Source organism: Thermostichus sp. MS-CIW-26, from assembly GCF_054059115.1.
Genome location: NZ_JBSSBV010000003.1, coordinates 1 through 13,730, shown reverse-complemented (window position 1 = coordinate 13,730; position 13,730 = coordinate 1). Strand labels below are relative to the sequence as shown.

Below are 13,730 nucleotides of genomic sequence, written 5' to 3'. Positions count from 1 at the left end.
GGAGCTTCATAAGGCGCAAGATCCAGCTAGCCCAAACTAAGAGATATAAAGTTTACGAAGTTATATGTAAGTCAGCCAAATGTCGGGATCCCGGTACAGCCAAGAGGACGTGCAGCAGATCCTCCAGCGGGCCATTGCCCGCCAGCCACGCCTGGGCGAGTTCACCCGCTCCCAACTGCAGGAGATGGCTGCCGAACTGGGGATCTCCCCCCAAGAGCTGGACTTGGCCGAGCAGGAATGGAAGGCCTGGCAAGAGCTGAACAGCCAACACCGAGAATTCCAGCGCTACCGCCGTCGGCAGTTTTACCAACTGCTGGGCCGCTATGGAATTGTCAACAGCTTTTTGCTGGGCTTAGACTGGCTCTCCGGTGGAGGGCTATCTTGGTCGCTGTTTATACTCATGGGGTGGGGCTTGACCGTTGCCCTCAAGGGCTGGAACGCCTACCAAACGGAGGGTGAACGCTACGAGAAAGAGTTTCGCCAATGGCAAAGGAAACGCCAGAAAGATCTCCAGAGCAAGTAAGCCCAGCCTACCGGAGAAGTCTGTCCCGCTGATGGAGATGGATTTTTCTCCAAACTCTGAGTGGGAAGGGGCACCGCCGAGAGATGCTACCATAGATATTCAGCATCGCTGAATGCCCGTGCGGGCGTAGTTTAATGGTAAAACCGCAGTCTTCCAAACTGCTGTTGTCGGTTCGATTCCGTCCGCCCGCTTCCCAACACTGGGCAGGCCTTAAACTAAACCTCAAAACTCGCCTGCTGTAGGCCTTTCCGGGCCCAACCTAGCCCCAAGGCAACGGTTGAGTTCGGGGCGAAAAGTGTCTGCGAGGGGGGTGGAGAAGGAGCAAAGCAGGAGGAGTCTTGTGAGCTTTTGGTCTGACCGTGGCGTATCGCGGCTGGGGTGGTACTACCGTGGAAGGCGTTACCGGTTGTCGACGGGGGTGCCGGATACGACGGCAAGCCGGCGGGTGGAGTCGGAAGCTGGTTGCCTTGGTTAAGCTTCTCTAGGAGGAGCTAGATAAGGAAGACGCTTTCGGATCCCTATAGCCAAAGTACAGGGTATGTGGTTCCAAAAAGCATAGCTGGTTGAACCAAGCTGTGCTTTTTCCTCTCACAATCTGGCCGGTAATTTTTCTTAATCAGAACTTAATCTCAAAATAACTAGAAAATAACTTTTGGATGATTTTATTGAGGTATTCTGAGCTGTATTCAACTCCTAAAATAGGGGGAAACCTGGGAACCCCGAAGCCAAAGCTTCCCCCGGCTTCCTGCGAGTTTTGTGAGCGAAGTGGGATCCCTGCTACGCAGGGGGTGCTTCTATCCATATCCATGTGGTTGTGACTTATAGTGGCTGTGATAGATGTTGTCTGAAAAGCTGCAATACAGGCTTATTCTCCGGTGAATTTGGGCAATGCTCTCATTTGTGCCAGATCGGCAGTAAAGTGAGAGTAAATGCAAAAACCGATTTTGGAATGGTTAGGAGAATCACCGTGCGTCCTCTATCTTTGTTGGCGGTGCTTTGCAGCGTGGCTTTTGCCCAGCCTTTTGCGTGGGGATCCTTGAGCTCAGCCTGGGCTAAGCCTTCCGGGACGTTGCGTTTGTACACCTCCCAACCCGATGCAGATGCTCAGAAAACTGTTGCTGCATTTCGGGAAGTTTATCCAGAGGTTTCGGTGGAGATCTTTCGCTCCGGCACCGAGGAGGTGATCAGCCGCTTTCTTTTAGAAGCAGAAAAGGGCAGCCCCCAGGCAGATGTGTTGTTGGTGGCCGATGCGCCCACCTTTGAGCTGCTGAAAGCCCGCAATTTGCTGGAGTCCTACTGCAGCCCTGAGGCCAAAGCCATCGCTGCCACCTACTACGACCCAGACTGCCACTACTTCGGCACCAAGATCTTGGCCACGGTGATCGTTTACAACACGGCCAAAGCCCAGCCCATCGATAGCTGGGCAGCCCTGGCCCAGGTTCCTGAAGGCCAACTGGTGATGCCCAGCCCTACCTATTCGGGCGCCGCCGCCTACAACTTGGGGGTTATCACCCGCACCCCCGGCTTGGGCTGGGAGTGGTACGAAGCCCTGAAAAAGAACAAGGCAGTGCTGGTGCAAGGCAATGGCGCTGTGGCTCGCAACGTCGCCAGTGGCGAACAAAGCTACGGCATGGTGGTGGACTTTCTCGCCATTCGCAGCCGCAACGAGGGATCCCCAGTGGAGGTGGTCTATCCCAAGGAGGGTGTGCCATTGATTACAGAGCCGGTGGGAATTGTAAAAGGAACGCCCAACCTGGAAGCTGCCCAGGCTTTTGTGGACTTCTTGCTGTCTCAGAAGGGGCAGGAGGTTGCTGCAGGGATGGGCTATATGCCACTGCGGCAGGATGTCACACCTCCGAAAGGGTTCCCCGCCTTGAGCGAGCTGAAGATCTTAAGCGTGCCGGCGACGGAGTTGTCCGAGAGCCGCGAGGCCGACAAGGCTCGCTTTGCTAAGTTGTTTGGGGAATAGGTTGACATCAAGCTGGCCAGACGCTGGCCAAGTCTTGCGGTGGAAGGACTTGAGCAAAGGGTTGAGGCACCCCATTATCCCCTGGCTGGTGGCTGTAGCCGCCCTTGTGACTCTGACCCACGTCTATCCCCTCTGGAGGCTGCTGCAGCGGGCCTTGGGCGGCGAAGGTGAGAACATCCGCTGGTTGCTGGAAACGCCTCGCGTCCATCTGGCGCTACGCCATAGCCTTTGGGTGTCCGCGGCCTCAGCGGCGCTGGCTCTTGGGGCCGCTCTGCTGCTGGCGGTGCTCACCACCCAGACGGATCTGCCGGGCCGCGGGATCCTACGGCTGCTCTTTTTGTCTCCTCTGGTGATTCCGCCCCAGGTTTTGGCCTTGGCCTGGATCCAGTGGGCTGGGCCGGTGGGCTATCTGCAGCAGGGGCTGCGCTGGATTTTGGGAAAGCAGGGATCCCTGTGGAGCCTCTACACACCGGCGGGGATCATCCTGTTGCTGGCTCTTTTTGTGCTGCCGATTGCCTATCTGACGCTGGTGGCGGGCCTGAGCCGGCTCTCCAAGCAGGCTCAGGAGGCGGCCCAACTGGATGGGGCAAACCTGCTGCAGGTTTGGCTCTACGTCACGCTGCCTCTGTTACGGCCCTCTGTGGCGGCAGCAGCAGCACTGGCGTTCCTGGGGGCCTGGGGCAATTTCGGGATCCCGGCCTTGCTGGGGATCCCGGGGCGCTACCTGACCTTGCCCACTCTGCTGTACCAGGAGGTGATCAACTTCAGCGGCGATGGGTTTGGGCGCAGTGCGGCGCTGGCGTTGCTCTTTGGCCTGCCGGCCCTCTTCTTCTTGAGCTGGCCCCAGCGGAGTCAGGAGGGGTTGGATCCCGGCGAGGCGCCTCCGGATCCCTATCGCCTGGGCTGGCTGGGTTGGCTGCTCAGCGGGATCCTTTTCGCCGCAGCTCTGCTGGTCGTTCTTGGGCCCTTGCTGGCCATGGCTGCGACTGCCCTGCTGCGGGCCTATGGCCTGCCCCTGACCTGGTCTAACCTAACCCTGGAGCATTTCCGCATGGTTCTTTTTGATCTGGAGCGGGCCCGCCGCGCCACGCTGCACAGTTTGGGCTTGGCGGGAGGAGCGGCACTGCTCTGCAGCGGGATAGGGACGATCTTGGGCTATGCCCTGACCCGCTTGAAGGTGCCGCTGTTGGCCCTGCTCAGCTTCATCGTGGACTTGCCCTATGCCCTGCCGGGCCTGATTTTTGCTTTGTCTCTCATCTTGGTGTGGTTGCCTCCTCCCCTGCCGGGGCTGAGCCTCTACGGCACCCTATGGCTGATCCTGATGGCCTACCTGGGGCGGTTCTCGGCCCTGGCACTGCAGCCCCTGCAAGCGGCGTGGCGCAGCTTGGATACCAGCCTTGAGGAGGCAGCCAGTATTGACGGGGCCTCCCTGCTGCAAACCTTTCGCCACATCTTGGTGCCGCTGCTGGCGCCAGCCCTGACGGCGGCAGTGTTGCTGGTATTTCTGCAATCTTTTGCCGAGCTGACCCTCTCCGCCCTCTTGGTGACCTCCCGCTCGGAGACCTTTGGGTGGCTCATCTTTGGCTTGCAACAAGGGGGCTATACCCAGCAAGCGGCGGCCCTAAGTACCTTGCTGCTGATCGCGCTCTTTGCCCTGGCCGCGGGGATCCAGGCGCTGCGGCGGCATGCCAAGCCAAGCTGAGGAGGGGATCCCTGCAAATCCTTCACGGATTGGGGCCGACTGTGGTGGTGCGGCGGATCGGTTGACCTTTCAGGGTATTGCCTTCTACTGTTTTCACCCAGCCTTGCCCTGGTACAAATCGGTACTGCACATCGGTATCAGAGCCACCGAGCAGATCCCCTTGGGCATTGAAGACGCGAGTTTCCCGCTGCCAGTGTCCTGGCCCGGTCGGTGTGCTGCTCGACTCGGTGGTGTAGGTTTGGCCGCGAGCATTGTTGAATTGGCCGCTGTGCTGCCAGCCTTGCCCCGCTTGGCCCTCGATAAGGCTCGAGCTGCTGCCCACCGTCTTGCCCTCGGCGTTTTGCAGGGTGGTGCTGCCCTGCCGTTGCCAACCCTCATGTGTGTGAGTAGTGGTGTGCTGATGGTTCAGGTTCCAGGTCTGACCTTGTTGGGTAGTGACTTGGCCGGAATAGTCTCCTTCCACCCCCTGACCGGGAATGAATTGCCGGGATCCCTGGCCGGAATTAGGTGCCACTACCCGATCTGCCACTTGGCCCGGTGCGAGTGTAGGTGCCGGAGTGAGTGAAGGTGCGCCCACCGCGCGGGGCCAGGGATCCACCCGTTGGCGTGGTGGCTGTGGCAGTGCGTTGACGGGGGCGAGCCTGCGCAAAGGGAGCAAGCGCCATCAGGAGGGCAGTAACCAATAACAGGCAAAAGCTTGCGGTTTTCATTTTCATTCTCATTTTTCGAGACCCCTTGAGAAATTGCCAATCATGACCCAGGCTAGGTGCTCACCTCATCTGACTCTGACTTCGGCCTGAGGGTTCACCTCCCGAGGGGATCCCAGCCAGATATAACCTGCTCTTAATGTCGGTGCTGTAATCTCAGAGGTGCCTTTAGCGAATGCGACTGCATTTTTCTATGAATACCCGTCGTACTTTCCTGGCTGTTGCGGCTGGCCTCGTGGCTGCTTCTGCTGCTGCTCTTCTGGCTGCCGACAGCTTTGCTCAGTCTCCTGCCGAAGTCAAAGTTTGGATTGCCTTTACCGATAACCGCCTGGATTGGGCCCGCGGAAAAGCGGCAGAGTTCAACAAGCAATTTCCTCAATACAAAGTTACGGTCGAAGGCTACGGCAACTACGAAGAAATTCAGCAAGCTACCGACCTGGCCATTCAACAAAATGCTGCTCCTTCGGTGGTGCAGTGGTTTGAGGTGGGCACCCAGCGGGCACGGGATTTTGGTTACTTCAAGTCCATTGCCGAGGCTCTGGGCAATCGCACCGAAGTGAACGGGATCCCAGTGAATTTCGACGATTTTATCGAGCCGGTGGTGAGCTACTACACCCTGGATGGCAAATTTACGTCCATGCCCTGGAACAGCTCCAGCCCCATTCTCTACTCCAACACGGCCATCTTGAAGAAGGCTGGGATCGAAAAGCCGCCGGCCACCTGGCAAGAGCTGGAGGCTGCTTGTCAAAAGATCATGGCCCTCCCCGACGCTCCCCAGGGCTGTGTGACCTGGCCCAATCACGGCTGGTTCTACGAGCAGTGGATGGCCCAGCAGAATGCCCTCTTGGCCAACAACGACAATGGCCGTGCCGCCCGTGCCACCCAGGTCTTTTTGGACTCGGAGCCGTCAATTGCCATCGCCACCTGGTGGAAAGGGATGTATGACAAAGGCTACTACATCTACAGCGGCAAGCAGCGGGATTGGGCAGCCACCGAGCAGGCCATCCAGACCGGTACCGTCGCCATGGCCATCACCAGCAGCGCCGATGCCGCCAACATCACCAACGCTGCCAAGCAAAACAACATCGAGCTGGTCACCACCCGCATGCCCTACAACGCCGACAAGGGTTGGACGGGGAACTTGATCGGGGGAGCCAGCCTCTGGCTGGTGAAGGATCTGCCCAAGGAGGTGGAAGAGGGGGCGCTGACCTTCATGCTGTGGCTCAATAACACCGAAAATGCTGCCGAGTGGCACAAAGTGACCGGCTACTTGCCCATTCGGAAAAGCTCGGTAGCCTTGCTGGAGTCGAAGGGCTGGTTCAAGGAAAACCCCAACTTCTTCACCGCCAGCGACCAAATCAACAATTCCAAGGTGACCCCTGCCACTCGGGGGGCGCTGCTGGGGGCTTTCCCCGAAATTCGCAACGTGGTGACCCAAACCATGGAAGATCTCATGGTGAAGGGCGGGGATCCGGCCCAGGCCATAGCCAAGGCCAACCAGGAGGCCAACCGCCTTCTAGCCGAGTACAACTCCCTCTACCAGTAACCTGGATGTCGATGGGCTGACGGTGTCATTGAGGGATGGGGGTGGGCGGCGGCCTGCCCCTTTTTGGGTTTTGACGAGGCTCTTGTGAAGAGCAAAGCCGAGGTGAGAGGCGATGTTGGGATTCATCCAAGTGCTGCTGCCCCTGTTGGCGGGGTTGCTGGGATCCCTCTGGATGGGGCTCCGTTTTCGACGCATCGAGTGGCCTGTGCCGGTGGGGGCAGTGCTGGGGGGCCTAGCAGGAGGGCTGGGATCCCTGATTTTTATGGCGCCCCTGGATTTTTGCACTTTTGAGCCGGAGCGCAAGGCCATCGACATGGCCTTTGGCGTGGGGCTGGTGCTGGCGGGCATGGCCATTCCCCTCTGGCCGCTGTTGGCGTGGACGCAGAAGGAGCAGGAGCGCCGCCTGGGGATCCCCGGCCCAGCTGTTCAGGAGAGGGGCATCTTTAAGCAGTGGTGGCTGGCGTGGCTGCTCTTGTTGCCCACCTTCACGATCTTGGTGGTGTTTCTCTACTACCCAGGGCTGGATACCTTCCGCCTTTCCACCCTGCTCACGTTTGTGGGGGCGCCGCGCAGCCGCTTCGTCTGTGTGGATAACTTTACCGCTTTGCTGACGGATTCCACCTATCTGCGCAGCCTGGGGATTACCTTTGCCATTTCGGCGGCCATCATAGTGCTGGGTTTGAGCGGATCCCTGTTGATTGCCACGCTGGCCTACCAGCCGATTCGGGGGGCGGCGATTTATCGGGTGTTGCTGATCTGGCCCTACGCCATCTCTCCGGCGGTGGCCGGGATCATCTTCTTTATCATGTTCAACCCCTTGGGAGGGGTGGCCAACCACTTGCTGGGCCTGGTGGGGATCCCCCGTTTAAACTGGCTCAGCGATCCCAACTTGGCCCCTTGGGTGGTGATCTTTGCTAGCGTTTGGAAGCAGATGGGCTACAACATTTTGTTTTACCTTGCCGGCCTGCAAAACCTGCCCAAGGATTTGCTGGAAGCGGCTGCCATCGACGGGGCCGGGGCAGTGCGTCGCTTTTTTGCCATCACCCTACCGCTGCTTTCTCCCATCACCTTCTTTTTGGTGATTACCAACATGACCTATGCGTTTTTCGATATCTTTGGCACCATTGACTTGCTGACTGCTGGGGGCCCTTCCGGATCCACCTCGGTGTTGATCTACGAGATCTACAAAATCGGAGTGTCTTCTGGCAATTTGGGTAGGGCTGCCGCGCAATCCATCGTCCTGTTTCTCATTGTGGTGGGGCTGACGATCCTGCAATTTCGCACCACCGAGCGGAATGTGACCTACGGCGGATAAGGGCTGTCTCTGCTGCAACGCAATGATCCCAGTTCTCAGTGGGCAAGGGGAAAATCGGCAAGAATGGGGGTAGAGAATCTAGGGATCCTCGATGGCCCCAAAATCCAACGCCTCGACTTGCTGGCGCGACTTCGGGAAGCTGGGCATGCTGCTGGCGGCCACTCTGCTGCTTTGGCTCCTCTGGGGCTCCATAGCGGGCAGCCAAGCCCGTCTCAACTTCAACAACGCCGATCTGCAAGGTCAAGATCTATCCGGCCAAGATTGGCGGGGCAGCAGCTTTGTCAGCGCCAACCTGCAGGGCGCCGATCTGCACGGGGCCAACCTTGCGGGGGCGGCATTCACCAAGGCCAATCTGGCGGGGGCCAATCTATCCGGTGCCGATTTGAGCAATAGCCTTTTGGATCTGGCCAATTTGGCAGGAGCCGATCTCAGAGGGGCCAAGCTCACGGGAGCCATTGCCGCACGGGCGGTTTGGCAAGGAGCGCAGATTGCCGGCGCCGATTTCAGCGAAGCCTATGTGGATCGGGCGGCAAAGCGGCAGTTGTGTGAGCAAGCTGAGGGATCCCACCCGATAACCGGCGTAACCACCCGTGAGAGTTTGGGCTGCCCTTGAATCAGGGCCGGCAAAGGTGAAGAAAACAGGATCCCTGAGCCCCGTCGGTCAGATTGGCCTCTAGATTGGGTGAGGTGTCGATAGTGCCCCAACCATGAGCAAGCCCAGCTTTGCGGTGATTGGCCTAGCGGTGATGGGGGAAAACCTGGCCCTCAACGTCGAGCGCAATGGCTTCCCGGTTGCCGTCTACAACCGCACCAGCTCCAAAACCGACCAGTTCATGCGGGAGCGAGCCCAAGGCAAACGGATCACCCCCGCCTACAGCCTGCCGGAATTGGTGCAACTGATGGAGCGGCCCCGCAAATTCTTGATCATGGTCAAGGCGGGTGCGCCGGTAGACGCGGTGATTGACGAGCTTAAACCCCTGCTGGATCCGGGGGATATCATCATCGACGGCGGCAACTCCCTCTACACCGACACCGATCGCCGTGCCGAAGCCCTCGCCCCCACCGGGATCCACTTTGTCGGCATGGGAGTGAGCGGCGGGGAAGAGGGAGCCCTGAACGGCCCCAGCCTCATGCCCGGCTGCAGCCCAGAGGCCTACCAACAACTGGAGCCCATCTTGGCCAAAATTGCCGCTCAAGTGCCAGACGGCCCCTGTGTCACCTACCTGGGGCCCAAAGGGGGCGGGCACTACGTGAAGATGGTACACAACGGCATCGAATACGGCGATATGCAGCTGATCGCCGAGGTCTACGACCTAATGCGCAGGGCTTTGAAGCTGTCGGCCTCGCAGATGCAGGAGATTTTTCAGGCTTGGAATGAAACGGAGCTGGAATCTTTCCTAATTGAAATTACCGCCAAGATTTTCCAAACCCTGGATCCGGAAACCGGCAAGCCGTTGGTGGATCTCATTCTGGATAAGGCTGGGCAAAAAGGCACCGGTTTGTGGACAGTCAAGGACGCTCTAGATTTGGGGGTACCAGTGCCCACCATTGAAGCGGCGGTGCAAGCTCGTATCCTCTCGTCGATGAAAGAGGAACGGGTGGCTGCCTCTGCCCAGTTGAAAGGGCCGGACGCCACTTTTGAAGGGGATCCCGACCGCTTTATCCAAGATCTGCGCGCCGCCCTCTACTGCTCCAAAATCTGCTCCTATGCGCAGGGGATGGCCCTGCTCAAAAAAGCCACCGTTGCCCACGGCTACGTCTACACCTTCAGCGAGATTCCGAGGATTTGGAAGGGGGGCTGTATCATCCGTGCCCGCTTCCTGGGTGAGATCCAATCGGCCTACAAACGGGATCCAGAGCTGGTGAACCTGCTGTTGGATGAGGAATTCGAGCAGGCCATCCGGGAGCGGCAGGGATCCTGGCGGCGGGTGGTGTCCACGGCGGCTGCCCTGGGGATCCCGATCCCGGCCATCAGCGCTTCTTTGGCCTACTACGACAGCTACCGTACCGCCAACCTGCCCCAGAACCTCACCCAAGCCCAGCGGGACTTCTTCGGGGCCCACACCTTCGAGCGCATCGACAGGCCGGGCGTCTTTCACCATGAGTGGAATGCCTGTTGCCGTTAGCGATGCGTAGCATCAAGAGGTCTCCGGAAAAAAGTTGAACCGCGCACCTCCGTATGGAAAGGCTCCCCTTCCTGAGGAAAATCCTCGCGGAAATGGGCCCCGCGGCTTTCCTCCCGCAGCAGTGCCCCCTGCGCTACCAGACGGGCCAGCAAAAGCAGACTGCCTGCCTCGGCCTCTTCCCGGGTGGCCCAAGGCTTTTCCTGCAGGGGAAGTGCCTTGACAAAGGTCAGAAAAGCCCGCAGCCGTGTTCCCTCCCGCACAACGCCCAAAGCTTCCCCAACTCGATGCCTGAGAGCCGGCAGGATGTCGGGAGACGTCGCCAGAACGGGTAGCCTCTGCAGCTGTCGGGGAAAGCTCACCTCTCCCAAATCTTGCAAGGCAGCCAAGGCGGCCCGCTTGCCCATGACCAGCCCTTCCAAAAGGCTGTTGGAAGCCAAGCGATTGGCTCCGTGCAGACCCGTGGAAGCCACCTCCCCAGCAGCATAAAGGCCCGGCAGGCCGGTGAAGCCGAAAGTGTCCGTTCGGATCCCACCCATCACGTAGTGAGCCGCGGGAACAACTGGGAGCAGATCCTTGGTGGGATCCAGCCCCAAGGCGCGGGCAGAGGCAACAACGGTGGGAAAGCGCTCCTCCAGATGTTCGACGACCCGCAGATCCAGGTAGGTTCCCCCTGTCTGCTGCCGCTCCCAGAAAACGGCCCGAGCTACCACATCCCGCGGCGCCAGCTCTCCCAGCTCCGCATAGCGAGGCATAAAACGCTCCCCCAAGGCGTTGAGGAGAACAGCCCCTTCTCCTCTTACTGCCTCGCTCACCAGCGCTCCATTGGGCAAGGCCGTGGGGTGAAATTGCACAAACTCCAGATCCCTGAGAGTGGCCCCTGCCCGCCAGGCCAGCACCATTCCGTCGCCGGTGGCCCCCGGGGGAGCTGTCGAGACGGGGAAAAGGCTGCCAAATCCTCCCGTAGCCAGGAGAACTGCCCCGGCCCTCACCTCCACCGGCCCTTCAGGGCCAAGCAGCAAGGCCCCCCCTACCCTGTCCCCCGCCAGCAAAAGGCTTAGGGCTGTGTAGCCCTGCAAAGGCAGCCTGTTGAGGCGAGCCAGCAAACCTCTCAGAAGCCACAGTCCGCTCCGATCCCCCCCCAGATGGCGAACCCGCGCTTGGGAGTGGCCCCCCTCCCGGACAGGTTGGGGATGGAAAGGAAGGCCCCAGCGTAAAAGCCTCTCCAGGTGCAAGGGTGCTTCCTCCACAATGGAGCGGGCCACCTTTTCTTCCACCAGGCCACGGCCCGCTTGCAAGGTGTCTCGGATATGGGCTTCTACGTCCGCCTCATCCACAGGAAAAGCCACCCCACCCTGCGCCCAAGGGGTAGAGCCAGAGGGAAGGGGATCCTTGCTTACCACCAGAGTTGTCGCCCCCTGGGCTTCGGCCCACAGGGCTGCGTACACCCCCGCCACCCCTGCTCCCAGGATCAACAGGTCTGTTTCTAACAAGGGCGGCGCCCCGTTCTTCCCCTCCACCTCTAGGCTCCGGCGGGCACTGCCAGCATGGCCAGGATGGAACGGCGAGCCTTCTCAGCCACCTCCTGGGGCACCTGGATCACGTAGCGCATCTCCTGCAGGGAGCGGTAAATCTTTTCCAAGGTAATCTTCTTCATGTACTCGCAGACGGCTTCTGCCTTGACAGGGATGAACGTTTTGTCTGGAGCTTCTTTCTTGAGCCGGTGAAGAATGCCCACCTCGGTGGCCACCACAAACTCGCGGCTTTCTGAAGCTTTGGCGTAGCGCACCATGCCCTCGGTGGAGAGCAGCTTGGCATCCGGTTTGAGGAAGAGACAGCTAGAGCCGCAACTGCACTCCGGGTGAATGAGGAACTCTGCTCCAGGGTGCTCTTCCACCATCGCCTTGAGGTGCTCTTCCCGGATGCCAACATGCACGTGGCACTCTCCCGGAAAGAGATCCAGCTCCCTTCCGGTTACTTGAGCAACGTGGGCTCCCAGAAACATATCCGGCACGAAGAAGATGGGGCGATCCGGGGGCAGGCTGGCCACCACTTGAACTGCGTTGGCGCTGGTTACGCAGACATCTGCCAGAGCCTTGATCTCGGCAGCGGTGTTGACGTAGGCCACCACCAGGCCCTCAGGGCAGGCTGCCTTCCACCGCAGCACATCTTGCGGGCGAATGCTATCGGCCAAGGAACAGCCCGCCTCCAGATCCGGCAGCAGCACCGTCTTTTCCGGGTTAAGGATGGCAGCCGTCTCCGCCATAAAATGCACGCCCGCAAAGACAATCACCTGGGCGCTCGTCTTTTGAGCCTCCCGAGCCAGTCCTAAGGAGTCTCCCACAAAGTCCGCCACCTCTTGAACTTCGGGGAGCTGATACGAATGCGCGAGGATAACTGCCTGCCTTTCCTGTTTGAGCCGGGCAATCTCCTGGACGATTGTGGCAGTGTTGTGTAGCAATGGGGTTTCTCCCTTCATTTTCGACTTCTTGTCGCGGCAGCGTTGCGTAGCAATAACGGTTTTGTTCCTCTGGAGGCTGGACACGATCTGAGGACTTTGTCCCGCTAATGCGTTTGCAGGAGCAGCGCGCAGCAATAACGGAAAGCCCATCTCCTGGAGTTGGTCGACTCTGCTTTGGGGGGTATCTGAGCCGGCAAGAGAAGCAACCCCCAACCCAGATGCCCGGCGAAGCCTTTCGCGGCGCCCGGTTGAGCTGGAGCTGGGCTTAGGTTGTCTTCTCAAAGTAGCATCAGTCGCAACAGCGTTGCGTAGCAATAAAGCAGTGTCCAGCGAGGACTTGGCTCAGGGTCACACCACCAGCAAAGAGAGATCCAAAGCCTTGGCCGAGTGGGTGAGCGCCCCGACGCTGACGTAATTCACGCCTGCCTCGGCCACTTGCCTGGCCCGTTCTGGGGTCATGTTGCCGCTGGCCTCCAGGGGAACTCTCCCTCCCACCCGTTGGACGGCGGCCTGGGTTTCTTCCAGGGTGAAGTTGTCCAGAAGGATGAGATCGGCTCCTGCTGCCAAAGCCTCTTCCAGTTCCTGGAGATCCCGCACCTCCACCTCCACCTTGAGGTGGTGGGGAGCACCTTCCTTGGCCCGCTTGACGGCTGCCAAAACGCCTCCCGCGCCGCGGTCGCAACAGCGTTGCGTGGCAATGATGTGGTTTTCCTTGATCAAAATGCCGTCGAACAGCCCAAAGCGGTGGTTTTTGCCGCCCCCTACCCGTACAGCATACTTCTCCAGGGCGCGCAGGCCGGGAGTGGTCTTGCGGGTGTCCAGAAGCTGGGTTGAGGTTCCCCGGAGAGCCTCTACATAGGTGCGGGTGAGGGTGGCAATGCCGGACAGCCTTTGGAGAAGATTGAGCGCCAGCCTCTCCCCCGCCAGAATGCCCTTCAGGGATCCCTTGAGGTGGGCCACCTCTTGACGGACAGCCACCCTGGCCCCTTCCTCCACTCCAGGGATGAACTCCACCTGGGGATCCGCCAGCCGAAAAACCCGCTTGGCAATCTCCAGGCCGGCCAGGATCCCTGTCTCCTTGGCCAGGATTACCGCCTCACCCTCCAGTCCTGGGGGTAGGGTCAGCTCTGTGGTGAGGTCGCCGTGCCCCAGGTCTTCCCACAGCCAAGCGCAAAGGGTCTCCTCTGGTAAGTAAACTTCTTCCATTTTCGGTTTGGTTTTAGCTAGGTCGTGTTGATCTTATGTTAGGATAGAGAGAATAATTTATAGAGGAAAGAGGATGAAGTTGGTTTTTTAGATGAAAACAAATGGCAGAAGATATTGGCTTTTTTACAGACAGAAGAGAGAGTTAACATTGGGAAAGAAGCAAACTGCAAACAGTTTA

12 protein-coding genes and 1 tRNA gene are annotated in these 13,730 nt (G+C 59.3%); 8 read left to right on the top strand and 5 right to left on the bottom strand.

Annotation, left to right across the window (positions count from 1 at the left end):
* The first annotated feature begins 79 nt into the window (after window positions 1–79).
* The 4 genes from ACVWZU_RS01765 to ACVWZU_RS01750 all read left to right on the top strand — a co-directional run bounded on the left by ACVWZU_RS01765 (window position 80) and on the right by ACVWZU_RS01750 (window position 4,194).
* The gene (locus tag ACVWZU_RS01765; RefSeq protein ID WP_011434035.1) at window positions 80–523 is read left to right on the top strand and encodes a 2TM domain-containing protein; all 444 of its coding nucleotides are present in this window, start codon (window positions 80–82) and stop codon (window positions 521–523) included.
* Window positions 524–643: 120 nt separating this feature from the next.
* A tRNA-Gly gene (locus tag ACVWZU_RS01760) sits at window positions 644–714 on the top strand.
* 776 nt (window positions 715–1,490) lie between these two features.
* On the top strand, window positions 1,491–2,492 hold the full coding sequence (locus ACVWZU_RS01755; RefSeq protein WP_457443044.1) for an ABC transporter substrate-binding protein: 1,002 nt from the start codon (window positions 1,491–1,493) through the stop codon (window positions 2,490–2,492).
* Between the two features lie 61 nt (window positions 2,493–2,553).
* Window positions 2,554–4,194, top strand: a complete 1,641-nt coding sequence (locus ACVWZU_RS01750; protein WP_414342291.1) for an ABC transporter permease — start codon at window positions 2,554–2,556, stop codon at window positions 4,192–4,194.
* Window positions 4,195–4,216: 22 nt separating this feature from the next.
* Here the strand turns inward: ACVWZU_RS01750 and ACVWZU_RS01745 are convergent, their stop codons facing one another.
* Window positions 4,217–4,708 carry a hypothetical protein gene (locus ACVWZU_RS01745; RefSeq protein WP_457443042.1) on the bottom strand — a complete coding sequence of 164 codons (492 nt, stop codon included), beginning with the start codon at window positions 4,706–4,708 and terminating at the stop codon, window positions 4,217–4,219.
* Complete coding sequence (locus ACVWZU_RS01740; RefSeq protein WP_457443040.1) at window positions 4,698–4,904, bottom strand: hypothetical protein; 207 nt, start codon at window positions 4,902–4,904, stop codon at window positions 4,698–4,700. Before ACVWZU_RS01740 ends, ACVWZU_RS01745 begins: the two co-directional genes overlap by 11 nt.
* Window positions 4,905–5,094: 190 nt before the next feature.
* Between ACVWZU_RS01740 and ACVWZU_RS01735 the strand changes: the two genes are divergently transcribed.
* The 4 genes from ACVWZU_RS01735 to gndA all read left to right on the top strand — a co-directional run bounded on the left by ACVWZU_RS01735 (window position 5,095) and on the right by gndA (window position 9,888).
* Window positions 5,095–6,447, top strand: coding sequence for an ABC transporter substrate-binding protein (locus ACVWZU_RS01735; RefSeq protein ID WP_457443039.1), 1,353 nt, complete (start codon window positions 5,095–5,097; stop codon window positions 6,445–6,447).
* A gap of 112 nt (window positions 6,448–6,559) precedes the next feature.
* Window positions 6,560–7,762: a carbohydrate ABC transporter permease gene (locus ACVWZU_RS01730; RefSeq protein ID WP_457443037.1), complete on the top strand. Its 1,203-nt coding sequence runs from the start codon at window positions 6,560–6,562 to the stop codon at window positions 7,760–7,762.
* Window positions 7,763–7,853: 91 nt separating this feature from the next.
* Window positions 7,854–8,375, top strand: a complete 522-nt coding sequence (locus tag ACVWZU_RS01725) for a pentapeptide repeat-containing protein (RefSeq protein WP_457396412.1) — start codon at window positions 7,854–7,856, stop codon at window positions 8,373–8,375.
* Between the two features lie 94 nt (window positions 8,376–8,469).
* Window positions 8,470–9,888, top strand: a complete 1,419-nt coding sequence (gndA, locus tag ACVWZU_RS01720) for an NADP-dependent phosphogluconate dehydrogenase (protein ID WP_457443035.1) — start codon at window positions 8,470–8,472, stop codon at window positions 9,886–9,888.
* On the opposite strand, the gene ACVWZU_RS01715 is transcribed toward gndA, so the two are convergent.
* From ACVWZU_RS01715 to nadC, 3 genes are all read right to left on the bottom strand, one after another.
* The gene (locus tag ACVWZU_RS01715; RefSeq protein WP_457443033.1) at window positions 9,885–11,378 is read right to left on the bottom strand and encodes an L-aspartate oxidase; all 1,494 of its coding nucleotides are present in this window, start codon (window positions 11,376–11,378) and stop codon (window positions 9,885–9,887) included. The genes gndA and ACVWZU_RS01715 overlap by 4 nt on opposite strands.
* 29 nt (window positions 11,379–11,407) lie before the next feature.
* Window positions 11,408–12,496: a quinolinate synthase NadA gene (gene nadA, locus ACVWZU_RS01710; protein ID WP_414342299.1), complete on the bottom strand. Its 1,089-nt coding sequence runs from the start codon at window positions 12,494–12,496 to the stop codon at window positions 11,408–11,410.
* A 198-nt stretch (window positions 12,497–12,694) separates the two neighbouring features.
* The gene (nadC, locus tag ACVWZU_RS01705) at window positions 12,695–13,552 is read right to left on the bottom strand and encodes a carboxylating nicotinate-nucleotide diphosphorylase (protein ID WP_011434043.1); all 858 of its coding nucleotides are present in this window, start codon (window positions 13,550–13,552) and stop codon (window positions 12,695–12,697) included.
* Between the last annotated feature and the right edge of the window lie 178 nt (window positions 13,553–13,730).